Source organism: Streptomyces sp. NPDC020490, assembly GCF_044335305.1.
GTDB lineage: Bacteria > Actinomycetota > Actinomycetes > Streptomycetales > Streptomycetaceae > Streptomyces.
Genome location: NZ_JBIRUY010000038.1, coordinates 50,037 through 75,576 on the forward strand (window position 1 = coordinate 50,037; position 25,540 = coordinate 75,576).

Here is a 25,540-nt window from a genome sequence, read left to right on the forward strand (position 1 = left end):
GCGGCCTGCGGCCTGCGGCCTTCCGGCCTGGCGGCCTGCGGCCTGCGGCCTTCCGGCCTGGCGGCCTGCGGCCTGCGGCCTTCCGGCCTGGCGGCCTGCGGCCTGCGGCCTTCCGGCCTGGCGGCCTGGCGGCCGGGGCGGGTGAGGCGGGCGAGTTCCACGACCCGTGTGCGCCGGCGGGCGCTTCCGCCGCGGAGGCTCGACGCTCTGGAGGCTCGCCAGGGCTGCACAGGGACCCGGCTGCACAGACCCGGCCGGAGACACGCCCGTACCGTGCGCCGTACGCCGCTTCCGGGCGCGGGCGCGGGCGCGAGCACGGGTGCGGGTGCGGGCGCGGATGCAGGTATGGGTGTGACGGGGCCCAACGGGGGCGGCCGTGCGGGTGGTGCGGAGGGCCGGGCGGGTGTCAAGGGGCTCGTCCGGCCACCCGGGAGGACGTCGCGGCCGGGCGCGCCGGCGGCGGCGGGCCTACATTGGTCGTACGTCACCGTCGACGCCCCCGGAGCACACCATGCCGGTCACCCCTACGCGCGAGGCCGATGTCCTGCGGCGGCAGGACCCGGAACTGGCCGACATCCTGTTCGGCGAGCTCGACCGGCAGTCCACGACGCTCCAGCTGATCGCCGCCGAGAACTTCACCTCGCCGGCCGTGCTGGCCGCGCTCGGCTCGCCGCTGGCCAACAAGTACGCCGAGGGCTACCCCGGCGCCCGCTACCACGGCGGCTGCGAGATCGTCGACGTCGCGGAACGCCTCGCCGTCGAGCGGGCCAAGGAGCTGTTCGGCGCCGAGCACGCCAACGTGCAGCCGCACTCCGGCTCGTCGGCCGTCCTGGCCGCCTACGCGGCGCTGCTGCGCCCCGGGGACACCGTGCTCGCCCTCGGCCTGCCCTACGGCGGCCACCTCACGCACGGCTCGCCCGCCAACTTCTCCGGCCGCTGGTTCGACTTCGTCGGCTACGGCGTGGACGCGGAGACCGGCCTGATCGACCACGACCAGGTGCGCACCCTGGCCCGCACCCGCCGGCCGAAGGCGATCGTGTGCGGGTCGATCGCCTATCCGCGCCACATCGACCACGCCTTCTTCCGCGAGGTCGCCGACGAGGTCGGCGCGTTCCTCATCGCCGACGCCGCCCACCCCATCGGGCTCGTCGCGGGGAAGGCGGCGCCCAGCCCGGTGCCGTACGCCGACATCGTCTGCGCCACCACGCACAAGGTGCTGCGGGGGCCGCGCGGCGGGATGATCCTGTGCGGAGCCGACCTCGCCGAGCGGGTCGACCGGGCCGTCTTCCCCTTCACCCAGGGCGGCGCCCAGATGCACACCATCGCCGCCAAGGCGGTCGCCTTCGGCGAGGCGGCGACACCGGCGTTCGCCGCGTACGCCCACCAGGTGGTCGCCAACGCGCGGGTCCTGGCGGCCCAACTCGCCGCCGAGGGGCTGGTGGTGACCACCGGCGGCACGGACACCCACCTGATCACCGCCGACCCCGCGCCGCTCGGCGTGGACGGACGCACCGCGCGCGGGCGGCTGGCCGCCGCCGGGATGCTCCTGGACTGCTGCGCGCTGCCGCACGGGGACGGCCGGGGCCTCAGGCTGGGCACGGCCGCGGTGACCACCCAGGGCATGGGCCAGGGGGAGATGGCGTTCGTCGCCGGTCTGCTCGCCGGCGTGCTGCGCGGCGAGGTGGAGAGCCAGAAGGCGCGTGAGGAGGTACGCGAGCTGGCCGGTAGATTTCCGCCGTACTCCGGCTGAGCGGGGGCAGCCGCACCGGCGTGCACATGAGGTTCGACCGGGGCGCGAGCCGAGGACACAGCCGCACGTGCAACCATCGTCGCTACCCGGAAGTCCCCACTGGTATGCGTCCGTCGCTAGGGTGTGGGGCTGTGATGGCCAGCGAGACCTGTGGGGAAGCCCGTGCGTGAATACCTGCTGACGCTCTGCATCACGGCCGCGGTGACGTATCTGCTGACAGGGCCGGTACGGAAGTTCGCGATCGTGGCGGGGGCGATGCCGGAGATCCGGGCGCGCGACGTGCACCGGGAACCCACCCCGCGGCTCGGCGGTATCGCGATGTTCTTCGGCCTGTGCGCGGGCCTGCTGGTCGCCGACCACCTGACCAACCTCAGCGAGGTCTTCGCCAAGTCCAGCGAGCCGCGGGCGCTGCTGTCCGGCGCCGCGCTGATCTGGCTGATCGGCGTGCTGGACGACAAGTTCGAGATCGACGCGCTGATCAAGCTGGGCGGCCAGATGATCGCCGCCGGCGTCATGGTCATGCAGGGTCTGACGATCCTGTGGCTGCCGATCCCGAGCGTCGGCAACGTGGCGCTGACGCAGTGGCAGGGCACCCTGCTGACGGTGGCGCTCGTCGTCATCACCATCAACGCGGTGAACTTCGTCGACGGCCTCGACGGCCTCGCCTCCGGCATGGTGTGCATCGCCGCCACCGCGTTCTTCCTGTACGCCTACCGGATCTGGTACTCGTACGGCATCGAGGCCGCCGCGCCCGCCACGCTGTTCTCGGCCATCCTGATGGGCATGTGCATCGGCTTCCTGCCGCACAACATGCACCCGGCGCGGATCTTCATGGGCGACTCCGGCTCGATGCTGATCGGCCTGGTGCTGGCCGCGGGTGCGATCTCCATCACGGGACAGGTCGACCCGGACGCGCTGAAGCTGTTCGTCGGGTCCGAGAAGGCGGCCGTGCACCAGACGGTGCCCGTCTACATCCCGCTGCTGCTGCCGCTGACGATCATCGCGGTGCCGACCGCCGACCTGGTGCTGGCGATCGTGCGGCGCACCTGGCGCGGCCAGTCTCCGTTCGCGGCCGACCGCGGCCACCTGCACCACCGGCTGCTGGAGATCGGCCACTCGCACAGCCGGGCGGTACTGATCATGTACTTCTGGTCGGCCCTGATCGCCTTCGGCGCCCTCGCGTACTCCGTCAACTCGGCCTCCATGTGGATCGTGCTGAGCGTGGTGATCCTCAGCGCGCTGGGGCTGGTGCTGCTCCTGCTGCCGCGCTTCACCCCGCGGGCGCCGCGCTGGGCGGAGGCCTTCGTACCGCCGCGCTACCGCCGGCGCAGGGCGGTCGCCGAGGCCGCGTCCACCCCGGCGCACGCGTCTGTGGCCGAGGAGGAGCCGCCGACTCCGGTCGCCGCCGGGACCTCGGGAGTCAACGGGGCGACCGCCGTGAGCCGCCGTTCCCGCTCGCTGGACCGGCGGAAGGCCGGGACGTCGGGCTGACGGCCGCAAGGTAAGAATCTGACTAGAGCATTGCCAAGTCGTGGGGGAGCAAAGCCGCCCAATACCAGACAAGTCGGCGCTGTTTCTGCACAGACGCGCAGGGTCACTCTCATGTGTGACTGCAAGCACACCCGCTTGGTAAAGACCGCATCAAATAGTTTGTGATACGGTTCACGAGAACCCCGGACAAAGCCGAAGGACCGCACTGCGACGGTCCCTTGGCCGTGAGGTTCCCTCTCACCCCGGGACTACGCTCGTCCATGACGACACCCCTGCCCCCTGTGAAAAGCGGAGTTGCCGCCATGCCGTCATCTGACGCCCGGAACCTGCTCCAGGCCGCTGTGCCCACAGCCGCCGTCGGCGCGATCGCCGTCGGTGTCAGCGCTGTGGTCGCCGGCGGCAAGGGGGCGATCGGGGCGGTCGTCGCGACGCTGGTCGTGATCCTTTTCATGGGACTGGGGCTCTACGCTCTGCAGCGCACCGCCAAATCGCTTCCGCACTTGTTCCAGGCCATGGGGCTGATGCTGTACGCCGCCCAGATCCTGCTGCTGTTCGTCTTCATGGCCGTGTTCAAGAACACGACGCTGTTCCACCCCAAAGCTTTCGCGATCACGCTGCTCGTCGGCACGCTCGCGTGGATCGCCGCACAGACACGTGCCCATATGAAGTCGAAGATCCTCTATGTCGAGCCCGAAAAGTCGGAGCACTCGTCGTGAGGGATAGGGCTGGGATAAAGACGTCCGAGAGATCCTGCTATCGTCCGGTGCCAACTGCGGCATCGCGGGCGCGGGCATCCGAGCTGACGCCTGATCGATCGCGAGGCTTGATGCCCCACAGCCGCCACCACATCCGTAACACCAGTCCGGTGCCGAACCGCGGCCGCGCGCCGCGCCGACACAACGAGGTTGCCGTACCTATGCGCCACGCTGAAGGAGCCCGCGGTGAGTGCTGACCCGACGCAGGTGCTCGCCTTCGAGACCGACTGCCACATCTTCGACGGCTGTGGCTTCCCGGCCCCCGGCCTGCACTCGTTCCTGTTCGAGCCCATCTGGGGTGACGCGAACAGCAACGTGTACTTCAACAAGACGATGCTGCTGGCGTTGCTCGGCTCGGTCATCATCATCGGCTTCTTCTGGGCGGCGTTCCGCAAGCCGCAGGTCGTGCCGGGCAAGCTGCAGATGGTCGCCGAAGCCGGTTACGACTTCATCCGGCGCGGAGTCGTCTACGAGACGATCGGCAAGCGCGAGGGTGAGAAGTACGTTCCGCTCGTCGTCTCGCTGTTCTTCTTCATCTGGATGATGAACCTCTGGTCGGTCATCCCGGTCGCCCAGTTCCCGGTCACGTCGATCATCGCCTACCCCGCGGTCCTGGCCCTGGTCGTCTACGTCCTGTGGGTCTCGCTGACCTTCAAGCGCCACGGCTTCGTCGGTTTCTTCAAGAACGTCACCGGCTACGACAAGTCCCTGGGCGCCGTGCTCCCGCTCGCCATGGTCATCGAGTTCTTCTCGAACCTGCTGGTCCGCCCGTTCACGCACGCCGTCCGACTCTTCGCGAACATGTTCGCGGGTCACACGCTGCTGCTGCTCTTCACGATCGCCAGCTGGTACCTGCTGAACGGTGTCGGTATCGCCTACGCCGGCGTCAGCTTCATCATGACCGTGGTGATGACGGCCTTCGAGCTCTTCATCCAGGCCCTGCAGGCGTACGTCTTCGTGCTCCTGACCTGCACCTACATCCAGGGTGCGCTCGCCGAGCACCACTGAGCGCCCTCACACCCCCTATTCGTCCGGTGGCCAACCCCCACCGGTCCGGTAAAGAAAAGGAAGAACTGGCATGTCCCAGACCCTTGCTGCTGTCTCCGGTTCGCTCGGCTCCATCGGTTACGGCCTTGCCGCCATCGGCCCCGGCGTCGGCGTCGGCATCATCTTCGGTAACGGCACGCAGGCCCTGGCCCGTCAGCCCGAGGCTGCCGGCCTGATCCGCGCCAACCAGATCCTGGGCTTCGCCTTCTGTGAGGCGCTGGCCCTGATCGGTCTGGTCATGCCCTTCGTCTACGGCAAGTGATCTGACAGATCCACCACCAGCCGACTAGACGAAAGGCACCGAAATGAGCCAGCTGCTCATTGTGGCGGCCGAGGAGATGGAGAATCCCCTCGTCCCGCCGATCCCCGAGCTCGTCATCGGCCTCATCGCCTTCGTCATCGTCTTCGGCTTCCTCGCCAAGAAGCTTCTCCCGAACATCAACAAGGTTCTGGAAGAGCGTCGCGAGGCCATCGAGGGCGGTATCGAGAAGGCCGAGGCCGCGCAGACCGAGGCCCAGAGCGTCCTTGAGCAGTACAAGGCTCAGCTCGCCGAGGCCCGGCACGAGGCCGCGCGTCTGCGCCAGGAGGCGCAGGAGCAGGGCGCCGCGCTCATCGCCGAGATGCGCGCCGAGGGCCAGCGGCAGCGCGAGGAGATCGTCGCCGCCGGTCACGCCCAGATCGAGGCCGACCGCAAGGCCGCCGCGTCCGCGCTGCGCCAGGACGTCGGCAAGCTCGCCACCGAACTGGCCGGCAAGCTCGTCGGCGAGTCCCTCGAGGACCACGCCCGGCAGAGCCGTGTGATCGACCGTTTCCTTGACGAGCTCGACGACAAGGCGACGAAGGCCGAGGCCACGCGATGAACGGAGCGAGCCGCGAGGCCCTGGCAGCCGCACGCGAGCGTCTCGACGCGCTGACGGACTCCACGTCCGTGGACGCCGGCTCGCTCGCCGACGAGCTGGCCGCCGTCACCGCGCTGCTCGACCGCGAGGTCGGCCTGCGTCGGGTCCTGACCGACCCGGCGCAGTCCGGTGAGGCCAAGGCCGGTCTGGCCCAGCGCCTGTTCGGCAGCCAGGTCAGCGGTCCCGCCGCCGACCTGGTGTCCGGCATGGTGCGCTCCCGCTGGTCGCAGTCCCGCGACCTGGCGGACGCGCTCGAGGAGCTGGCGAACATCGCCGACCTCACCGCCGCCCAGCGGGCGGGCACGCTCGACGACGTCGAGGACGAGCTGTTCCGGTTCGGCCGGATCCTCACCTCGAACACCGAGCTGCGCGCCGCGCTGACCGACCGCAAGGCTTCCGTACCGGCCAAGGTCGAGCTGCTGCACCGGCTGCTCGGCGGCCGGGCCGCCGCGACGACCGAGCGTCTGGTGGTGCGTCTTGTGAGCGCGCCGCGGGGACGTAGCCTGGAGACGGGCTTGGACTCCCTGTCCAGGCTGGCCGCCGAGCGCCGGGACCGTCTGGTGGCCGTGGTCACCTCGGCGGTGCCGCTGAGCGACGCGCAGAAGCAGCGCCTGGGCGCCGTCCTGGCGAAGCTCTACGGGCGCCGCATGCACCTGAACATCGACGTGGACCCCGAAGTCATCGGCGGGATCCGGGTGCAGGTCGGCGACGAGGTCATCAACGGCTCCATCGCGGACCGCATCGAGGACGCAGGCCGCCGACTGGCGAGCTAGCAGCAACTTCATAAGCAAGACGTACTTACGGCCCTGGTTGGGCCGTGCAGAGGATTCACCTCTTTCAGGGGGGAGTCCCCATCCCCCCAAAGTGAAACTTCGGGCCCAACAAGGAGAGCAGGGAACCCAGATGGCGGAGCTCACGATCCGGCCGGAGGAGATCCGGGACGCACTGGAGACCTTTGTCCAGTCGTACCAGCCGGACGCGGCCTCGCGCGAGGAGGTCGGTACGGTCACCCTTGCCGGCGACGGCATCGCGAAGGTCGAGGGCCTGCCCTCGGCCATGGCCAACGAACTGCTGAAGTTCGAGGACGGCACCCTCGGCCTCGCCCTCAACCTCGAGGAGCGCGAGATCGGTGCCATCGTGCTCGGCGAGTTCGCCGGCATCGAGGAGGGGCAGCCGGTCACCCGCACCGGTGAGGTGCTCTCCGTGGCCGTCGGCGAGGGCTACCTCGGCCGCGTCGTCGACCCGCTCGGCAACCCGATCGACGGCCTCGGCGAGATCGAGACGTCCGGCCGCCGCGCCCTCGAGCTGCAGGCCCCCACGGTCATGCAGCGCAAGTCGGTGCACGAGCCGATGGAGACCGGCTACAAGGCCGTCGACGCGATGACCCCGATCGGCCGCGGCCAGCGTCAGCTGATCATCGGTGACCGCCAGACCGGCAAGACCGCCCTGGCCATCGACACGATCATCAACCAGCGCGACAACTGGCGCTCGGGCGACCCGAAGAAGCAGGTCCGCTGCATCTACGTCGCCATCGGCCAGAAGGGCTCCACCATCGCCGGCGTGCGCCGCGCGCTGGAGGAGAACGGCGCCCTGGAGTACACGACCATCGTCGCCGCCCCGGCGTCCGACCCGGCCGGCTTCAAGTACCTGGCGCCGTACACCGGTTCGGCCATCGGCCAGCAGTGGATGTACGAGGGCAAGCACGTCCTCATCATCTTCGACGACCTGTCGAAGCAGGCCGACGCCTACCGTGCCGTGTCGCTGCTGCTGCGCCGCCCGCCGGGCCGTGAGGCCTACCCGGGTGACGTCTTCTACCTGCACTCCCGTCTGCTGGAGCGCTGCGCGAAGCTCTCCGACGACCTGGGTGCCGGCTCGATGACCGGTCTGCCGATCGTCGAGACCAAGGCCAACGACGTCTCGGCGTTCATCCCGACCAACGTCATCTCCATCACCGACGGCCAGTGCTTCCTGGAGTCCGACCTGTTCAACGCCGGCCAGCGTCCGGCCCTGAACGTCGGTATCTCGGTCTCCCGCGTCGGTGGCTCGGCCCAGCACAAGGCGATGCGCCAGGTCTCCGGCCGTCTCCGCGTGGACCTCGCCCAGTACCGTGAGCTGGAGGCGTTCGCCGCCTTCGGTTCCGACCTGGACGCCGCGTCGAAGGCCTCGCTGGAGCGCGGTCAGCGCATGGTCGAGCTGCTGAAGCAGGCGCAGTACGAGCCGATGGCCACCGAGGACCAGGTCGTCTCCGTCTGGGCCGGCACCACCGGCAAGATGGACGAGGTCCCCGTCGCCGACATCCGCCGCTTCGAGAAGGAGCTCCTGGAGTACCTGCACCGCAAGGAGCAGGGCCTCATGACCTCCATCAAGGAGGGCGGCAAGATGTCCGACGACACGCTGACGGCCGTCGCGGACGCCATCGCGGAGTTCAAGAAGCAGTTCGAGACCTCGGACGGCAAGCTGCTCGGCGAGGACGCCCCTGCCACCTCCGGCAAGTGACGACGGAAGGGACCTGACTCATGGGAGCCCAGCTCCGGGTCTACAAGCGTCGCATCCGATCCGTCACCGCGACCAAGAAGATCACGAAGGCGATGGAGATGATCGCCGCCTCGCGCGTCGTCAAGGCGCAGCGCAAGGTGGCGGCCTCCACGCCGTACGCGAACGAGCTCACCCGAGCGGTCACGGCGGTCGGTACCGGTTCGAACACCAAGCACCCGCTCACCACGGAGGCGGAGAACCCGACCCGTGCCGCGGTCCTGCTCATGACGAGCGACCGCGGTCTGGCCGGCGCCTTCAACTCCAACGCCATCAAGGCCGCGGAGCAACTGACCGAGCGTCTCGAGCGCGAGGGCAAGGAGGTCGACACCTACATCGTCGGCCGCCGCGGTGTCGCCCACTACAAGTTCCGTGAGCGCAAGATCGCGGAGTCCTGGGGCGGCTTCACCGACGAGCCCACGTACGCGGACGCCAAGAAGGTCGCGGCCCCGCTGATCGAGGCGATCGAGAAGGACACGGCGGACGGCGGCGTGGACGAACTCCACATCGTCTTCACCGAGTTCGTCTCGATGATGACGCAGACCGCACTCGGCGCCCGGCTGCTGCCGCTGCGTCTCGAAGAGGTGGCCCAGGACAAGCCCCAGGGCGAGATCCTGCCGCTGTTCGACTTCGAGCCGTCGGCGGAGGACGTCCTCGACGCCCTGCTGCCGCGGTACGTCGAGAGCCGTATCTACAACGCGCTGCTCCAGTCGGCCGCTTCGAAGCACGCCGCCACGCGGCGCGCGATGAAGTCGGCCACGGACAACGCCGGTGAGCTGATCGAGACGCTCACCCGGCTTGCCAACCAGGCCCGCCAGGCCGAAATCACCCAGGAAATCAGCGAGATCGTCGGTGGCGCGAGCGCCCTGGCCGACGCGACCGCGGGGAGTGACCGCTAATGACCACCACTGTTGAGACCGCGACGGCTACGGGCCGCGTCGCCCGGGTCATCGGCCCGGTCGTCGACGTGGAGTTCCCCGTCGACGCGATGCCGGAGATCTACAACGCCCTGCACGTCGAGGTCGCCGACCCGGCGAACGCGGGCGAGAAGAAGACGCTGACCCTGGAGGTCGCCCAGCACCTGGGCGACGGCGTGATCCGCGCCATCTCCATGCAGCCCACCGACGGTCTGGTCCGCCAGGCCGCGGTGACCGACACGGGCACGGGTATCTCCGTCCCGGTCGGCGACTTCACCAAGGGCAAGGTGTTCAACACCCTCGGCGAGGTGCTGAACGTCGACGAGTCCTACGACGGCGAGCGCTGGTCCATCCACCGCAAGGCCCCGGCGTTCGACCAGCTCGAGTCGAAGACCGAGATGTTCGAGACCGGCCTGAAGGTCGTCGACCTGCTGACCCCGTACGTCAAGGGCGGCAAGATCGGTCTGTTCGGTGGCGCCGGCGTCGGCAAGACCGTGCTGATCCAGGAAATGATCATGCGTGTCGCCAACCTCCACGAGGGCGTCTCCGTCTTCGCGGGCGTCGGCGAGCGCACCCGTGAGGGCAACGACCTCATCGCGGAGATGGAGGAGTCCGGCGTCCTCGACAAGACCGCGCTGGTCTTCGGCCAGATGGACGAGCCCCCGGGCACCCGTCTGCGCGTCGCCCTGGCCGGTCTGACGATGGCGGAGTACTTCCGCGACGTCCAGAAGCAGGACGTGCTGTTCTTCATCGACAACATCTTCCGCTTCACCCAGGCCGGTTCCGAGGTCTCCACGCTGCTCGGCCGCATGCCGTCCGCGGTGGGTTACCAGCCGAACCTGGCGGACGAGATGGGTCAGCTCCAGGAGCGCATCACCTCGACCCGCGGTCACTCGATCACCTCGATGCAGGCGATCTACGTCCCCGCGGACGACCTGACCGACCCGGCGCCGGCCACCACCTTCGCCCACCTCGACGCGACGACGGTGCTCTCCCGTCCGATCTCGGAGAAGGGCATCTACCCGGCCGTGGACCCGCTGGACTCCACGTCCCGGATCCTGGACCCCCGCTACATCGCGGCGGACCACTACAACGCGGCCATGCGCGTGAAGACGATCCTGCAGAAGTACAAGGACCTGCAGGACATCATCGCGATCCTCGGTATCGACGAGCTCGGCGAGGAGGACAAGCTCGTCGTCCACCGTGCCCGTCGCGTGGAGCGCTTCCTGTCCCAGAACACCCACGCCGCCAAGCAGTTCACCGGCGTGGACGGCTCGGACGTCCCGCTGGACGAGTCGATCGCCGCGTTCAACGCGATCTGCGACGGTGAGTACGACCACTTCCCCGAGCAGGCCTTCTTCATGTGCGGTGGTCTCGAGGACCTGAAGAAGAACGCCAAGGAGCTGGGCGTCTCCTGAGCCTCGCGCTCACCGTGAGCTGTGCTCATGTCAGAGGGGGCGGGGTTCGTCCCGCCCCCTCTCTCACGCCTACTAGACTTGTAACCAACACCCGGCAGACCCGCCGGGTGGTGACCCGAGGAGCCACCCTTGGCTGCTGAGCTGCACGTCGCGATGGTCGCGGCCGACCGAGAGGTCTGGTCCGGCGAGGCCACCCTGGTCGTCGCGCGCACCACGTCCGGCGACATCGGCGTCATGCCCGGTCACCAGCCGCTGCTCGGTGTGCTGGAATCGGGCCCGGTGACCATCCGTACGAGTGATGGTGGAACGGTCGTCGCCGCTGTGCACGGCGGTTTCATCTCGTTCGCGGACAACAAGCTGTCCCTGCTGGCAGAGATCGCCGAGCTCTCGGACGAGATCGATGTCCAGCGCGCGGAGCGGGCGCGTGAGCGCGCGCAGGCCGAGGCCGACGCCCACGCGCTGCGCCGTGCCGACGTACGACTGCGGGCAGCGGCGGCGCGCTGACCCCAGCGCGCCGTGCGATGACGTCACTCAGCCGCGGCTGGGACCGGAGCGATCCGGTGCCCGCCGCGGCTGAGGCAAATCTGGATGATTTTTCCGTTCCGTTACCTGTACGGGTACCTAGGAGACGAGGAGGTCGGTGCCGATGGTCCTCGCTCTGACTGTGTGCGGAATCGTCGTCGCCCTCGTGGTGCTGGGGCTGTTCGTCTTCGGCCTGCGTCGCAGGCTCATCCAGCGCTCGGGCGGCACCTTCGACTGCAGTCTGCGCTGGGACGTGACGGAGAAACCCGACACCAGCGGCAAGGGCTGGAGCTACGGCGTCGCCCGCTACAACGGCGACCGCATCGAGTGGTACCGCGTCTTCTCCTACGCCTACCGGCCGCGGCGCACCCTGGAGCGCGCGGCGATCGAGGTCGCCGGCCGCCGTCTGCCCGAGGGCGAGGAGGAGCTGGCGCTGCTGTCCGACGCCGTCGTCCTCACCTGCCTGCACCGCGGCACGCGCCTCGAACTCGCCATGAGCGACGACGCGTTGACCGGCTTCCTCGCCTGGCTGGAGGCGGCCCCGCCCGGACAACGAGTGAACGTGGCGTAGCCGCGTTCATCGTTGGGTGGGGGTCCCCCCGGACGAAGTCTGGGAGGGGTGAACGTGGCGTAGCCCGCCCCGCTTTCGGCGCGTATGAAGAAGCCCGCCTTTCGGAGCGTATGAAGAAGCCCGCCGCGGACGGGCCCGGAGGCCGCCCGCGGCGGGGTGGGGAAGGGACGGATCAGCTCAGGCCGTTGCTGATGGCGCTCACCAGTTCGCCGTTGCTCGTGTCGCCGCTGAACTCCCAGAAGAAGGCGCCGCCCAGGTTCTGGGTCTTGGCCCACGCCATCTTCGAGCCGATGGTGGCCGGGGTGTCGTACGACCACCAGTTGCTGCCGCAGTGCGCGTAGGCGGTGCCGGCGACCGTGCCGGTGGCCGGGCAGGACGTCTTGAGGACCTTGTAGTCCTCGATGCCCTGCTCGTAGGTGCCGGCCGCGGGTCCGGTGGCCGTGCCGCCGGGGGCGTCCTGGGTGACGCCGGTCCAGCCGCGCCCGTAGAAGCCGATGCCGATGAGCAGCTTGCTCGAGGGCACCCCGATCGCCTTGAACTTGGCCATCGCGTCGGCCGTGGTGAACCCGGCCTTCGGGATGCCGCTGTAGGAGGTGAGCGGGGAGTGCGGGGCCGTGGGGCCCTTGGCGTCCCACGCGCCGAAGAAGTCGTACGTCATCACGTTGTACCAGTCGACGTACGCAGCGGCGCCCGCGTAGTCGGCGGCCTCGATCTTGCCGCCGGAGGAGCCGTCGGCGGTGACCGCGGCGGTGACCAGGTTGTTCGAGCCGAACTTGGCGCGCAGCGCCTGCATGAGGTTCTTGTAGGCCGCCGCGCCGCTGGTGTCGCAGGTCAGACCGCAGGCGTTCGGGTACTCCCAGTCGATGTCGATGCCGTCGAAGACGTCGGCCCAGCGGGGGTCCTCGACCAGGTCGTAGCAGGACTGCGCGAAGGCGGCCGGGTTCTTCGCGGCGTCACCGAAGCCGCCGGACCAGGTCCAGCCGCCGAACGACCACAGCACCTTGATGTGCGGGTACTTCGCCTTGAGCTGGCGCAGCTGGTTGAAGTTGCCGCGCAGCGGCTGGTCCCAGGTGTCGGCCACGCCGCTGACCGACTGGTCGGCGGTGAAGGCCTTGTCGTAGTCGGCGTAGGAGTCGCCGATCACGCACTTGCCGCCGGTGACGTTGCCGAAGGCGTAGTTGATGTGCGTGATCTTCGCGGCGGAGCCGGACGTCACCAGGTTCTTGACGTTGTAGTTCCGGCCGTAGATGCCCCACTCGGTGAAGTAGCCGAGCTTGATCTTGTCGCCGCCGGTGGGCGGGGGAGTGGTGGTGCCGGTGGTGCGCACGGCGACCGCGCCGCTGACCGGTCCGGTCTGGTCGGCGGTGTCACGGGCCTGGACGGTGTACGAGTAGTCGGTGCCGGCGGTCAGGCCGGTGTCCGTGTACGAGGTCGTCGTCACGGTGGCGACCTTCGTGCCGTCGCGCAGGACGTCGTAGTTCTTGACGCCCTTGTCGTCGGTGGCCGCGCTCCACGACAGCGTCGCCGAGGTGTCGGTGACGCCGGAGGCGGTGGGGGTGCCCGGCGCGGAGGGCGCCGCGTCGCCGGGGACGGTCGTTCCGTCGCAACTGTCGCCGTTGAGCTTGCAGTTGGCGGGGGAGCCGGTGCCGGAGCCGTTGAATCCGAAGGAGACGGAGGCGCCGGGGGCTATCGAGCCGTTGTAGGACTTGTTCTTGGCGGTCCAGTGGGTGCCGGCGGAGGTGACGTCCGCGTCCCAGGCGGAGGTGACGGACGTGCCGGAGGGGAAGTCCCACTCGACCGTCCAGGAGCTGATGGTCGTGGTGCCGGTGTTCTTCACCGTCCACGTGCCCTCGAAGCCGGTGCCCCAGTCCTGGGTCTTGGTGTAGCTGGCGGTGGCGGTCGTCGCGGCCTGGGCCGGGCTCGCGAGGCCGACGAGTCCGGCCAGCGGGAGCAACAGCGTCGCGAACGCCGCCGCGGCCCTGTGTCTGAAGCGCATGGTGCGCCTCCCTCTTGGGGGTGTCAGGGGCATGACTGAGCCTTCACGCCCACGGTGCCGCGAGAATAGAAAGGTCTGGACCACGGGTCAAGAGGTCTGGACCAGTCTGCTTCCGGCTTCCTGCGCCCCAACTCCTTTGCGGCTACGTCCGCTTGGCCGCACGCCTGCACGACTCCGGCGCGCCGGGCGGGCGGCTGACGTGCGTCTTCGCCCGGCACGTGGCCGAGGCCCCATGAACACCGCGGGCCCGCGCCGTCCCGGAAAGGGAAGGACGCGGGCCGCTCGATCTCGTCAGCGTCAACGCTCCCCGCCCGGGACCCAGAGCACGTCCCCGACGTCCTTGTTCGCCGTGCGGGCGAGGATGAAGAGGAGGTCGGAGAGGCGGTTGAGGTAGGTGGCCGTCAGCGGGTTCATCGTCTCGCCGTGCACCTCCAGCGCCGCCCACGTCGAACGCTCGGCGCGCCGGACGACCGTGCAGGCCTGGTGCAGCAGCGCGGCCCCCGGAGTGCCGCCGGGGAGGATGAAGGAGCGCAGCTTCTCCAGCCGCTCGTTGAAGCGGTCGCAGTCCGCCTCCAGCTTGTCGATGTAGAACTGCTCCACCCGCAGCGGCGGGAACTCCGGATTCTCCTGCACCGGCGTCGAGAGGTCCGCGCCCACGTCGAACAGGTCGTTCTGGACGCGGGCGAGGACCTTGACGACCTCCTCCTCCAGATTGCCCAGCGTGATCGCCGTGCCGATCACCGCGTTCGCCTCGTTGGCGTCGGCGTACGCCGAGATCCTGAGGTCCGTCTTGGCGACCCGGCTCATGTCACCGAGGGCAGTGGTGCCCTTGTCGCCGGTCCTGGTGTAGATGCGCGTCAGATTGACCATGTGACCAGCGTAGTTACGCCCCGGCCGTCCAGGGTGGTCGTGTGCCCACTGTCACGGCCACTGTCACGTCGGGTTGCGCGGCCGTCACGTTGGGCAGGCCGGTCAGCCGATCGCGATGCGGGGGTGGGCGGCGGGGCGGATCCAGGACATGATGCCGTCCATCGTGGCGCGCGGCACCGACACGCAACCGGCCGTCGCTCCCGCCCCGTTGACGTGCAGGAAGATTCCCGCGCCCCGTCCCGGGACGGCGGGCCGGCGGTTGTAGTTGATGACGAGGGCCTTGGCGTACTGGGTCGGGTAGTTGATCAGGTGCTCGCTGCCCCGGTCACCGGCCTCGGTGAGCGGGAAGTCGGCGCCCGCCTCGCCGTGCATCGAGTTGTAGAACTTCGACTCCGGGTCCTCCACCCACCAGTCGTCGGAGCCGACCACGTGGTACGGCATGCTCGTGCCGCCCGCCTGGACGCCGAACCCCTCGGTGATGGTGTAGGTGCCGCTGGGCGTGGTGTACGTGCCCTGCTGCCGGGTCGCCCCGTTCGTCACGCCGTTGGACCCGACCCGCCCGGCGCTCGTGCTGAACTGCGCCTTCCAGCCGGAGGACCCCTTGGCCCAGGCCGTGACGGTGGCGTAGGAGCCACCGGCCTTGACGGTGATGACCTGGGTGGCGTCGCCGACGTCGACGGGGACGGGGAAATCGGGGGCACTGTTCGTGGCGCCCTGCGTGCCGTCGGTGCCGGTCCGCGTGGCACCGCCGGTTGCGGTCGCCGTCCCCTTCGCGGAGGTGCCAGCGCCGGCTTTGGCGGACGCGGAGGCGGACGACGAAGCCGAAGCCGAAGCCGAAGCCGAAGCCGACGGGGACGGGGACGCGCTCGCATCGGCGTCGGCGGTTGGCGAGGCGCCGCGAGTCCCGGTGGAACCGGCGTCGGCGGCGACCTGCCCGGAGGCCCCGGCATCCTCCCCACCGCTTCCGCAGCCCGCGACCAGGAGGAGCGCCCCGCCGGCGGCGGCCGTGGCGAGGAACCGAAGGTGACGGGCGCTGCCACGACGGCGAAGTACACGGTGACGTACGACGGCGGGACGGCCGACAAGACGATCGACCAGAACGCCACCGCCAACCAGGGCACCTGGGTCTCACTGGGGTCCTTTGCCTTCAAGCAGGGCAACGCGGCGAAGCTGCAGCTGTTCCAGAACAGCGGTGGAGTCGTGGTCGCCGACGCGGTCAAGCTCGTCCGGGACACCAGCGGTGACCCGGCGGACACGGAAAAGACGAACTTCGCCTTCTCCTACGACCTCAACGGCAACCTGACATCGATCGACGACACGTCGTCGACCGCGAAGATTGACAACTACGCGATCACCTACACGGGCCTCAACCAGGTCCAGAAGGTCACCGAGAACCTGGCCGGGGTGGAGAAGAAGTCCACATCGTACATGTATGACGCGGACGGCCAGCAGGACACCATCACCCACCCGGACCAGTACTCCAAGTACTCCTACGACCTGCGGGAACTGGTCAAGACCGTCTCGGTCGGCAAGTCCGCCACGGACGCGTCGCCGAAGGTCACGTCGTTCACGTACACCGACCGCGGCCTGAAGCTGAAGGAGACCAAGGCCAACGGCAACACGGTCGACTACACGTACTACCTGGACCAGGCGCTGAAGACGTCGGTGGAGAACAAGCCGAACGGCACTCTCGTCGACTCGCACACCTACGCCTACGACCCGAACGGCAACAAGTCGCAGGACGTGGCGAAGAAGATGAACGCCGAGAATCACTCGGCGTACCTCGACTCCACCACGGATTACACCTACGACCCGGCCGACCGGCTCAAGCAGTCGGTCAAGACCGGCAACGGCGCGGGCACCGAGACGTACGTCCACGACAACAACGCCAACGTCATCAGCCAGACGGTCAAGGGCACCACGACCACCTACAACTACGACCGCAACCGACTGCTGACCGCGACGGTCTCCGGCAGCGCAGCGAACTACAACTACGACCCGTTCGGCCGGACGGAGTCCGTCACTTCGGGCGGCCAGGTCATCGAGCGGAGCGTGTACGACGGCTTCGACCACGTCGTGGAGTCCCAGAAGAGGGACTCGGCGGGTGCGATGAAGTCGACGACCTACACCTTCGACCCGCTCGATCGCACCGCGTCGAAGACGGCGGACGGCAAGACGACAGACTTCGAGTACCTGGGCCTTTCGAACGAGGTCCTGGACGAGAAGGTCGCCGGCACGCTGACCAAGTCGTACCAGTACAGCCCCTGGGGCGAACGCCTGTCGCAGGTCAAGCACAACAGCGACGGCACGACCGAGGACGGTTACTACGGCTACAACAGCCACTCCGACGTCGAGACCCTGACCGACGACGACGGCGACACCAAGGCCACCTACGGCTACACCGCCTACGGCAAGGACGACGACTCCGAGTTCACCGGCATCGACAAGCCCGATGCCGCAGACCCGACCAAGGAGGCGTACAACCCCTACCGCTTCAACGCCAAGCGCTGGGATGCCCAGTCAGGCACCTACGACATGGGCTTCCGCAACTACAGCCCAGGCCTGAATCGCTTCACCACCCGGGACATGTACAACGGGGCGCTGGCCGACATGCGTCTTGGCGCCGATCCCTACACCAGCAACCGGTACGCGTTCGGCGGTGGCAACCCGACGAGCCTCGTCGAACTCGACGGGCACATGCTGGACGGCGGCGGTGGCGGCGGTGGCAGCGGCGGGACGTGTCTCTCCTGTGGTGACACAGTGGCGCAGCTGTTCAACCCGAACGACTTCTGCGAGTCGTGCCACTTCGATCAATACGATGGTGGACACGACACCGCGATCATGTTCGTTGCGACGTACCTGGCCGCGTTCCAGCCGATGGGCGGCGGCTCGGTGAGCATGGACCTGAGCGCCTCCGGTGGCCCCCGGGACGACCGCAACACAATCGCCGGAGGTTCGTCCAAAAAGCCAGGGAAGGGAGTCGGTTATGCCGACCTCCTGTACTGGACCGACGACGCGGTCTACGTCTGGGACGCCAAGCATGCCGGCGGAGACGCGGAGCGGAAGGGGAAGAAGGAAGTTGAGAACAAGGTCAAGTATCTACAGGAACAGCTCAAGGCATCCGGTGACAAGCGCGTAGCGAAAGTCGGATTCGACTTCCCGCCGGGAGTGGTTCCGAACTATGCCAAGCCGAACGAAATGGTCAAGATCTGGCCGTCACAGATCTCTCCGGGCGTAATTGCATACGATACTGACGGAGACGAACAAAAGCGCACTGGGAATGAGAGCGGAGGGCATTCCTTCCTCGACATCCTGGGAGGCGTGGGCCTTGGTCTCTCGGCCACCGCGCTTGCAGTCGGCACGGTGGCCGAGGATGTGGGCACCGGCGGTCTCGGTGTTGCGGATGACGTGCCGAGTTTCGCGGCCGCCGGAGCGATGTTCAGAGAGGCGTACGCTTTGATCGCCTGATCATGGCCGGCCGTACCGGGTGCGTCCGTTCGGCCGGCCCCGCAAGGAGTAGGCGGGGGCCGCACGGTGAAAGGAATTCCATGCGCTACATGGATGCCGTGCGGCCCCGCCGGGCCCTGTTTCCCAAGACAGGGCGGCCCGCCCCCCGTCGGTTCCATCGAGTAAATTTGTCCGTTCGGCCCGACAGCGGGCCACCGAAATGGAGGTCTCGTCGCGGTGAGCATCCACCTGCACCTTCGCGCCATCGCGGAGTCCGAGTTCCGGGATGACCACACCTGGCTTGCGGCTTTCATGTCCGAGGCTTGGGACAACCACCCCGACGAGTACGCGGCAGGTATCGCCGACTCGATCGAGAAGGTCTTCAGCTCCGTCAATGACCTCTATGCCGCAGCCGAGGTTCTCCAGCCAGATGTCGACAAGCCCTGGACGCTGCCGATTTACGGCGGCCGCCCCGTGGCACACAGCGCCGACGCCGACCCCTCCAACCCTCCCCTGATGATTCTGGAGCCGCCTGGGGTGTCGCAGGCCGCGGACTTCCTCGCGACTGTCTCTTTCGATGAGCTTTGGAACATCGCCGGTGCCAAGCTCGGCGGCTGGGCCGGGGAAGAGGCGGCGGTCAGGCAGGAGTTCCTGGACATTCACCGTGACCTCCAAGGATTCTATGGACGCGCGGCTTCAGCAGGCCATGCCGTGGTCAAAGCGGTGTGGGCTTGAGACGCGACCACATTGAGCCTCTCCCAGTAATGGATCATGACGTTGTGTGATCGTTCAGATGGTGCGGTCGTACTCGAGTTGGAGCAGGACGAGGGCTGCGGCGGCGATCTTCGTGATGCGGCTGGGGTCGAGGCTGACCCTGCGCAGCGCCGTGAAGGTCGTCTTGAGCAGGGAGTTGGCGCGCTCGCAGACCCCGTGGATACCGCGGATGACCTTGTTGTACGTCTGCCGGGCTTCGGTCGGTTCGCCTCCGGCGGGCTTCTTGTACGGGTGGCGGAAGCCATCGCCGGCGTTCTGTCGACGATCTTGTGATCCGGTGGGTTGGGGCTCATCGTGTGAGCAGGACGCGTTTGTGCAGGAGATCGAGGCTGGCGCGGCCGAACATCTGGCGTTCCAGCATTTTCAGTCGGTTGATGTTGCCCTCGACAGCACCGGAGTTGTGGGGCAGGGACAGGCCGTTGCGGACGGCGTCGAAGTCGCGGCGGAGGTTGCGTGCGAAGCCCGCAAGCGGAGCCAGGCTGTCCCGTTCGACGTCGGTGATCCAGTCTTCGAGGCGTTCGCCGTGGCGGCCGGTCATCATCGCGGCGAACTTCCTGACGTGAAGGGTGAGCCGGTCGAGTTCCAGATCGCGCTCACGCAGCCGATGCAGCTTGTCGGCGTTCTCGTCCCGCAGGTGCTCGGGGTGGGTCATGATCCAGGAGGTGACCTCGCGGACCGACGGAGGCTTGGGTCCCGGGTCGGGTGCGTGTCCGCGTCCGGTCCGGTAGCGCCGCAGGTGGCGCTGGACGGCCAACTCTCCGCCTGGGTAGCCGAGTTCTTGGATCTCCCGGTAGAGCTGGGCGGCGTTTCGGATGCCTTCGTTCCAGCGCTGGTGCAGGTGGCCGACGTATGGGTCGACGATATGTGCCCGCTGCAGGCTCTTGGCGACGACGTCGTCGGCGGAGCGGGCGTTCACCAGTTTGCGGACGGTCGCCTGGTGCAGTCCGAGTTTCCGGCCGATCGCTGCCTTTGACATCCCCTGTTCCCAGAACTCATGGGCGGCGGCGTGCTGCTCACGCAGCCGGGCGACGATCTTCAGTTCTTTCCCGAACATGCCGCCGGGGTGGACGCAAGTCCGCCGCTGCCGTCCTCCTGGTCGCCGCGGCCGTTGCCGTGACCGGATGTTCGCAGTCCGGCGGTGAGTCGCGGCCGGCCCGGGAGGGCGGTTCCTCGACGGCGGCGCAGGATCGGACCGGGCCGACGGGCACATCACGACCCGGCGACGGGGACGGGGGCGCAAGCTCGCCCGAGCCGAGGACCGCCGTTCAGTTCGTCGCCCGGGCGCGGCAGTCCATGGCGGCCGGGAAGGGGTGGACGTTCGCCCTGCGCGGCAGTGAGTCCGCGGTCATGCGGGGGCAGGCGCCGTCGAGTGCCACGTACACCGCGACCGTGCACCGGACCACCGCCCCCGCGGCGCTCCGGCAGACCGGCACGGTCACCACGAGCAAGGGCGAGCGCAAGCCCGAGGTGGTGTACGTCGTCGGCGGCACGGGTTACGTCAAGGAGGGCGGCGGCGCGTGGACGAAGGGTCCGCTGACCGATGCCCGCATCGCCGACGACGTGGAGGACCCCCTGGCCGAGCCGGACGCGTTCGCGGCGTACGCGAAGAGCGCGAAGGCGAGCCGTACGGGGGCCGGCGGCCAGGACGTCCGGCTGCGGGTCGACGCGTCCGGCTGGGCGCTGTCGGCCGCACGCGGACGTCCCGCGCTGGAGCGCGCGGTGCGGGAGGTGGAGCCGACCCTGGCGCAGCTGCGCAGGGCCGGGGTGACGGCGACCGACGACCGGATCACGCTCGGGAGCTTCAGCGAGACATGGGACCTGGACGGGGCCCACGGGTACCGGGTCACCTCGCACCGTTACGCGTTCAGCTTCCTCGTCCCCTTCCAGGGCGGGGACATCACGGTGAGCCAGGAGGTGCGGGCCGACAGCCGAGGCCCGTTCACCGGGAGCGTGACACTGCCGCCCGGCGCGCGGTGACGGTGGCCACCGACAGGGCGTCAACTGCCCCGCACCCGCGGACGTGACCGGCATCTCACCCCGTGAGACGTGAAACGCGTTACTAATCTGGCCGCTGCGCCCCCCACGGGCGCTAGTGTCCGCCGGAGAAGATAGGCGCCTGCGTGACCTTCCCGCCTCCCCGGCGGCGTCGTGGTGATTTCCTGGTTCCAGGACCGTCCCGTGACGCCCGGCCCAACCCATCGAGCGGACGGGGGGAGAGCACGCCAGGGCCTGACGACAGCGCGTATCAGGGGAGTCGCACAGTGGCACGGAAGCTCGCCGTCATCGGGGCCGGACTCATGGGGTCCGGTATCGCCCAGGTCTCCGCGCAGGCGGGCTGGGAGGTCGTTCTGCGCGACGTCACCGACGAGGCGCTCAGGCGTGGCACCGACGGCATCAAGGCCTCGTACGACAAGTTCGTGGCCAAGGGCCGGATGGAGGCGCACGACGCCGACGCCGCCCTGGCCCGCATCACCGCGACGACCGACCTGGACGCCGCCGCCGACGCGGACATCGTCGTCGAGGCCGTGTTCGAGAAGCTCGAGGTGAAGCACGAGATCTTCCGCGCGCTCGACAAGCTCGTGCGCGAGGACGCGGTGCTCGCCTCCAACACCTCCGCGATCCCGATCACCAAGATCGCGGCGGCCACCGAGCACCCCGAGCGGGTGGTCGGCGTGCACTTCTTCTCGCCGGTGCCGATGATGCAGCTCGTCGAGCTCGTCCGCGGCTACAAGACGAGCGACGAAACCCTCGCCACCGCGCGGGAGTTCGCCGAGTCCGTCGGCAAGACCTGCATCGTCGTCAACCGGGACGTGGCCGGCTTCGTGACGACCCGGCTCATCTCCGCCCTCGTCGTCGAGGCGACGAAGCTGTACGAGTCGGGCGTGGCGACCGCCGAGGACATCGACCTCGCCTGCAAGCTGGGCTTCGGCCACGCCATGGGACCGCTCGCCACGGCGGACCTGACCGGCGTCGACATCCTGCTGCACGCCACCAGCAACATCTACACCGAGTCGCAGGACGAGAAGTTCGCCCCGCCGGAGCTGATGCGCCGGATGGTCGATGCCGGTGACATCGGACGCAAGAGCGGGCAGGGCTTCTACACGTACTGAACCTCCGCAACACGGCACCGCACGCACCGCACAGCCCCGGGGAATCACTCCCCGGGGTGAATTCGGTATCGGTTCGCTTGCAGACGGCAACCAGGCCGCCGCTGAAGCAGTCAGACGATGCACAGCCACCGTCACGGAGTACGCCACCGCGATCACGGGGAGCGCATATGCATATCAGGGGCGACCACGCCGAGCTGGTCGTCGGGGGCCGCCTCGACGTCCGCAGCGCGGCGGACGCCCGTACGGTCCTGCACTCGGCCGTCGACGACGGAGCCGGCGACCTGGTGCTGGACCTGTCCGAACTCGACTCCTGGGACGCCACCGGGCTCGGGGTGATCATGGGGGCCCACCGGAGGGCCGGCCGCTGCGGCCGCCGCCTGGTGCTGCGCGGCGTACCGCCGCAGATGCAGCGCCTGCTGGTGGCCACCCGGCTGCACCGCATCCTGGCGATCGAGGGGGGCATCGGGGTGGAGTCGCTGCCCCGCGTGTGACCCGCTCGAACCGGTGTGAACCGGATGACGGGGGAGACCCGGGCGCTCGGCACCGAAAGGCCCGTCGCACGCAATCCTCATGAGACCGTGACGTCTCGGGCGGCGCGGCACCCCGGACTGTCGTGGATACTGAGCGAAGGTTTAGGGTTCGGTCGCCCGCTGCCTGACACCCCTGCGAGCGGGCCCGGACCAGAAGCGACAGCGCGGTGTGCAGCAAGGCCGGGAGGGGCTCACGCACACGATGCTTTTGGGGGCTTGAACCTATGGACCCGAACAGCCGGGGACCCGAGGAGTACGGCCACGACGGCAACGCGCCGCGTCAGCGCCCGCCCAGGGATCCCCTGACACCCGACTTCGGACAGCACGCTCCCGCGCTCGCGCGCACCGTGCAGCTCGTCACCGGCGACTACCTGCTCACCGTCAACCCGGTGGACGGCGGCGAGATCGAGATCTGCCCGCCGGGCGAGCGCCCGGGACGCCCGGCGAAGCTGACGGCGGACGAACGCGACCGTGCGGCCCGCGCCGCCCGGCCGCCCGCCCCGCCCGGACCGGCCCGGCTGTCACTGCCGCTCCTGGAACGCCAGGAGGTGCGCGAGGACCTCGTCCGGCTGCTCGCCCGCGGCCGCTCCGTGCGCCTCACCGGCCCGGTCGGCTCCGGCCGCACCAGCCTCCTCGACGTCGTCGCCGAGGACTGCGCGGACCTCGCCCCGGACGGCGTCGTCCGGCTGAGCGGCTTCCGCCGGACGGCCGACGACCTGCTGTACGACCTCTTCCACGCCGTCCACGACGCGTCCCTGCACCGTCCCGGCCGGGAGGAGCTGCTCGACTGCCTGCGGGACGTCGGCGCGGTCGTCGTCGTCGACGACATCGAGTTCGGCGGCGCCGCCCTGGACGACCTGCTGGACGCGACGCCCGAGTGCGCCTTCCTGATCGGCGCCACGCCCGACGTGCCCGCGCCGTCCGCCGACGCGGGGATCGAGGAGATCGCCCTCGGCGGTCTCGGACGTGCCGCCGGCGTGGACATCCTGGAGCGTGTCGTCGGCCGGGCACTGACCGAGGAGGAGGCCAACTGGGCCGGCGACCTCTGGTTCGAGTCCGAGGGCCTGCCGCTGCGGTTCGTCCAGGCCGGCGCCCTGCTGCTCCAGCGCGACCAGCTGCGTGCGAGCGCCGAAGCCGTCGACGAGTTCGGCGTCTTCGCCGACGCCACCCCCGCCGACGTGCCGCTGGACGCCGGGGACGGCGACGAGACCCCGCTGCCCTCGCTCGGTGAGGCCGCCGCGCCCGCCCGGCTGCTCGCCTCCCGGCTCAGCCCCGCCGCCCGCGCCACCCTGCGCTTCGCCGTCGTGCTCGGCGGCGAGGTCCCGCACCAGGCCCATCTGCCCGCCCTCGTCGGCGACACCCACGCCGACGCCGCCCTCGGCGAGCTGGTGAGCAGCGGACTGGCCCTGCCGGTCGGCTCCCGCTACCGGCTCGCCGCCGGGGTGCTCACCCAGCTGGAGGCCGCCGGTTACGCCGAAGACGCCGAGGCGCAGGCCCTGACGGCGGCCCGGCACTACGCCTGGTGGGCCGGCCACCCGTCGGTCACCCCGGAGCGCGTGTGCGCCGAGGCCGACGCCCTGCTCGCCGCCCTCGCCGTCCTGGTGCCGGCCACCACCGCGTCCCTCGACGGCGAGGCGAGCGTGGCCGTGCGGCTGGCCCGCACCGCGGCGCCCGCGTTCGCCGCCGGGCTGCACTGGAGCGCCTGGGAGCGGGCGCTGCGCTCCGGCGCCGAGGCCTCCCGGCTGGCCGGCGAGGTGTCGGAACAGGCCTACTTCCACCACGAGCTCGGCATCCTCGCGCTGTGCGGCGGAGAGCTCGACCGGGCCCGCACCGAGCTGGAGGCGTCCGTCGGCCTGCGCGGCGCGGCCGCCGACAAGCGCGGCGCCGTCACCGGCCGCCGCGCCCTCGCCCTGGTCACCGACCGCTCCGGCCCGCCCGCGGGTGCCGGTACGGCCGCGGCGCTCGGTGCGGCCGCGGCGCTCGGTACGCCGGCGGCGCTCGGTGCGAACGCGGGCGAGGAGGTGCCGGACGCGGGCTCCGAGGAGTCGCGGTCGCCGGCCGGCGGTGTGCCGGCCGCGTTCGCGGCGGCGGCCCCGTTCCAGTCGCCGGCCGAGCCCTTCGTCGTGCACCGGGAGCCCTCCGACGGCCCGGCGAAGTCCCCCCGCGGCGGCCTGCGCGGCCTCGCCCGCCGCAATCTCGTCGCGGCCGGCGCGGGCGCCCTGCTCGCCGCCGTGCTGGGCACGGTGGTCACGCTCGGCGCCACCTCCGACAACAACGCCGACAACCCCTCGGACCAGGTCGGCGTCAACCCGTCGGCCAGCCAGGGCCTCGACGACGGCAGCCTGGGCGCCGACAATCCCGAGAGCGGGACCGGCAAGGGCGACACCGGTACGGCGACCAGCCGGCCGACCGATCCGGGCCCCGACGGCACCCTCGGCACGTCCGACGACCCGGCCCCGCCCGCGGACACCGCAGGGCCGTCCGACGAACCGAGCGGCACGCAGAGCTCCGGCGCCGCGTCGAGCAGTCCCTCGCGGACGCCGACCACCAGGCCGCCGTCGCGGACGCCCACGACCAGGCCGTCGACGACGCCGTCGACGTCGTCGAGCCCCACGCCGACGGAGTCCGCGTCGCCGTCCGCGTCGAGCTCGTCGTCCACGACGCCGTCCACCTCCGACTCGGCCAGCGGCCGGGCGTCGGCGGCCCCGACGGTGACGAGCGGCTCGGCGGGCACGCCGACCGTCGGCGGCACGGGAACGGCGGGCACGGTGATCTGACGCGGTGACGGACGAGGGGCCGGGGGGGGGGGGGGCCCCCGGGGGGGGGGCCGGGGGGGGGGGGTGAAAGCGGGACCGCGGGTGGCGGGCGGGAGCGCGCGGGGGGGGGGGGTGGGACGCGGCGCCCCCGTCCG

21 protein-coding genes and 2 pseudogenes are annotated in these 25,540 nt (G+C 69.7%); 18 read left to right on the plus strand and 5 right to left on the minus strand.

What is annotated here, in order from left to right:
* Window positions 1-511: 511 nt before the first annotated feature.
* The 12 genes from glyA (at window position 512) to ACH4ZX_RS32115 (ending at window position 11,902) form a co-directional block, all read left to right on the plus strand.
* The gene (gene glyA / locus ACH4ZX_RS32060; RefSeq protein ID WP_398280443.1) at window positions 512-1,750 is read left to right on the plus strand and encodes a serine hydroxymethyltransferase; all 1,239 of its coding nucleotides are present in this window, start codon (window positions 512-514) and stop codon (window positions 1,748-1,750) included.
* Between the two features lie 162 nt (window positions 1,751-1,912).
* A complete protein-coding gene (locus ACH4ZX_RS32065; RefSeq protein ID WP_398280446.1) occupies window positions 1,913-3,241 on the plus strand; it encodes an MraY family glycosyltransferase in 1,329 nt (442 codons plus the stop codon).
* A 302-nt stretch (window positions 3,242-3,543) separates the two neighbouring features.
* The gene (locus ACH4ZX_RS32070; RefSeq protein ID WP_398280530.1) at window positions 3,544-3,957 is read left to right on the plus strand and encodes a hypothetical protein; all 414 of its coding nucleotides are present in this window, start codon (window positions 3,544-3,546) and stop codon (window positions 3,955-3,957) included.
* A 225-nt stretch (window positions 3,958-4,182) separates the two neighbouring features.
* Complete coding sequence (gene atpB / locus ACH4ZX_RS32075) at window positions 4,183-5,004, plus strand: F0F1 ATP synthase subunit A (protein WP_398280449.1); 822 nt, start codon at window positions 4,183-4,185, stop codon at window positions 5,002-5,004.
* Window positions 5,005-5,074: 70 nt separating this feature from the next.
* Window positions 5,075-5,305: an ATP synthase F0 subunit C gene (atpE, locus tag ACH4ZX_RS32080; protein ID WP_024884520.1), complete on the plus strand. Its 231-nt coding sequence runs from the start codon at window positions 5,075-5,077 to the stop codon at window positions 5,303-5,305.
* A gap of 43 nt (window positions 5,306-5,348) precedes the next feature.
* The gene (locus ACH4ZX_RS32085; RefSeq protein WP_324786208.1) at window positions 5,349-5,903 is read left to right on the plus strand and encodes a F0F1 ATP synthase subunit B; all 555 of its coding nucleotides are present in this window, start codon (window positions 5,349-5,351) and stop codon (window positions 5,901-5,903) included.
* Entirely contained in the window at window positions 5,900-6,715 is an 816-nt protein-coding gene (locus ACH4ZX_RS32090; RefSeq protein ID WP_398280452.1) for a F0F1 ATP synthase subunit delta, read from the plus strand. The genes ACH4ZX_RS32085 and ACH4ZX_RS32090 overlap by 4 nt, the downstream gene beginning before the upstream one ends.
* Before the next feature lie 130 nt (window positions 6,716-6,845).
* Window positions 6,846-8,438 carry a F0F1 ATP synthase subunit alpha gene (gene atpA / locus ACH4ZX_RS32095; RefSeq protein ID WP_398280454.1) on the plus strand — a complete coding sequence of 531 codons (1,593 nt, stop codon included), beginning with the start codon at window positions 6,846-6,848 and terminating at the stop codon, window positions 8,436-8,438.
* Window positions 8,439-8,458: 20 nt separating this feature from the next.
* A complete protein-coding gene (locus tag ACH4ZX_RS32100) occupies window positions 8,459-9,373 on the plus strand; it encodes a F0F1 ATP synthase subunit gamma (RefSeq protein WP_398280456.1) in 915 nt (304 codons plus the stop codon).
* Complete coding sequence (atpD, locus tag ACH4ZX_RS32105) at window positions 9,373-10,809, plus strand: F0F1 ATP synthase subunit beta (RefSeq protein ID WP_398280458.1); 1,437 nt, start codon at window positions 9,373-9,375, stop codon at window positions 10,807-10,809. Before ACH4ZX_RS32100 ends, atpD begins: the two co-directional genes overlap by 1 nt.
* A gap of 129 nt (window positions 10,810-10,938) precedes the next feature.
* Window positions 10,939-11,313 (plus strand): F0F1 ATP synthase subunit epsilon, encoded by a 375-nt coding sequence (locus ACH4ZX_RS32110; protein ID WP_324786214.1) that lies wholly within the window; start codon window positions 10,939-10,941, stop codon window positions 11,311-11,313.
* Between the two features lie 142 nt (window positions 11,314-11,455).
* A complete protein-coding gene (locus ACH4ZX_RS32115; RefSeq protein WP_398280462.1) occupies window positions 11,456-11,902 on the plus strand; it encodes a DUF2550 domain-containing protein in 447 nt (148 codons plus the stop codon).
* Window positions 11,903-12,074: 172 nt separating this feature from the next.
* Here the strand turns inward: ACH4ZX_RS32115 and ACH4ZX_RS32120 are convergent, their stop codons facing one another.
* The 3 genes from ACH4ZX_RS32120 to ACH4ZX_RS32130 form a co-directional block, all read right to left on the minus strand.
* Window positions 12,075-13,898: a glycosyl hydrolase family 18 protein gene (locus tag ACH4ZX_RS32120; RefSeq protein ID WP_398280464.1), complete on the minus strand. Its 1,824-nt coding sequence runs from the start codon at window positions 13,896-13,898 to the stop codon at window positions 12,075-12,077.
* A 297-nt stretch (window positions 13,899-14,195) separates the two neighbouring features.
* Window positions 14,196-14,768, minus strand: coding sequence for a cob(I)yrinic acid a,c-diamide adenosyltransferase (locus tag ACH4ZX_RS32125; RefSeq protein ID WP_398280467.1), 573 nt, complete (start codon window positions 14,766-14,768; stop codon window positions 14,196-14,198).
* A gap of 102 nt (window positions 14,769-14,870) precedes the next feature.
* Window positions 14,871-15,884, minus strand: a complete 1,014-nt coding sequence (locus ACH4ZX_RS32130) for a L,D-transpeptidase (protein ID WP_398280533.1) — start codon at window positions 15,882-15,884, stop codon at window positions 14,871-14,873.
* Between ACH4ZX_RS32130 and ACH4ZX_RS32135 the strand changes: the two are divergent.
* Together ACH4ZX_RS32135 and ACH4ZX_RS32140 are read left to right on the plus strand one after the other, a co-directional pair.
* Window positions 15,786-17,465, plus strand: a pseudogene (locus ACH4ZX_RS32135) (RHS repeat-associated core domain-containing protein); the annotation flags it as partial. The gene ACH4ZX_RS32130 and the pseudogene ACH4ZX_RS32135 overlap by 99 nt on opposite strands.
* A gap of 987 nt (window positions 17,466-18,452) precedes the next feature.
* On the plus strand, window positions 18,453-18,950 hold the full coding sequence (locus ACH4ZX_RS32140) for a DUF1877 family protein (RefSeq protein ID WP_398280470.1): 498 nt from the start codon (window positions 18,453-18,455) through the stop codon (window positions 18,948-18,950).
* Between the two features lie 54 nt (window positions 18,951-19,004).
* On the opposite strand, the pseudogene ACH4ZX_RS32145 reads toward ACH4ZX_RS32140, so the two are convergent.
* Together ACH4ZX_RS32145 and ACH4ZX_RS32150 are read right to left on the minus strand one after the other, a co-directional pair.
* Window positions 19,005-19,247, minus strand: a pseudogene (locus tag ACH4ZX_RS32145) (transposase family protein); the annotation flags it as partial.
* 31 nt (window positions 19,248-19,278) lie between these two features.
* The gene (locus ACH4ZX_RS32150) at window positions 19,279-20,043 is read right to left on the minus strand and encodes a transposase (protein WP_398280473.1); all 765 of its coding nucleotides are present in this window, start codon (window positions 20,041-20,043) and stop codon (window positions 19,279-19,281) included.
* A gap of 239 nt (window positions 20,044-20,282) precedes the next feature.
* Between ACH4ZX_RS32150 and ACH4ZX_RS32155 the strand changes: the two genes are divergently transcribed.
* The 4 genes from ACH4ZX_RS32155 to ACH4ZX_RS32170 all read left to right on the plus strand — a co-directional run bounded on the left by ACH4ZX_RS32155 (window position 20,283) and on the right by ACH4ZX_RS32170 (window position 25,406).
* Window positions 20,283-20,966: a hypothetical protein gene (locus tag ACH4ZX_RS32155; RefSeq protein ID WP_398280476.1), complete on the plus strand. Its 684-nt coding sequence runs from the start codon at window positions 20,283-20,285 to the stop codon at window positions 20,964-20,966.
* Window positions 20,967-21,250: 284 nt separating this feature from the next.
* Window positions 21,251-22,099, plus strand: coding sequence for a 3-hydroxyacyl-CoA dehydrogenase family protein (locus ACH4ZX_RS32160; RefSeq protein ID WP_398280479.1), 849 nt, complete (start codon window positions 21,251-21,253; stop codon window positions 22,097-22,099).
* Window positions 22,100-22,266: 167 nt separating this feature from the next.
* Window positions 22,267-22,590, plus strand: coding sequence for an STAS domain-containing protein (locus tag ACH4ZX_RS32165; protein ID WP_003997851.1), 324 nt, complete (start codon window positions 22,267-22,269; stop codon window positions 22,588-22,590).
* A gap of 263 nt (window positions 22,591-22,853) precedes the next feature.
* Window positions 22,854-25,406 (plus strand): ATP-binding protein, encoded by a 2,553-nt coding sequence (locus tag ACH4ZX_RS32170; protein WP_398280481.1) that lies wholly within the window; start codon window positions 22,854-22,856, stop codon window positions 25,404-25,406.
* Window positions 25,407-25,540: the final 134 nt, after the last annotated feature.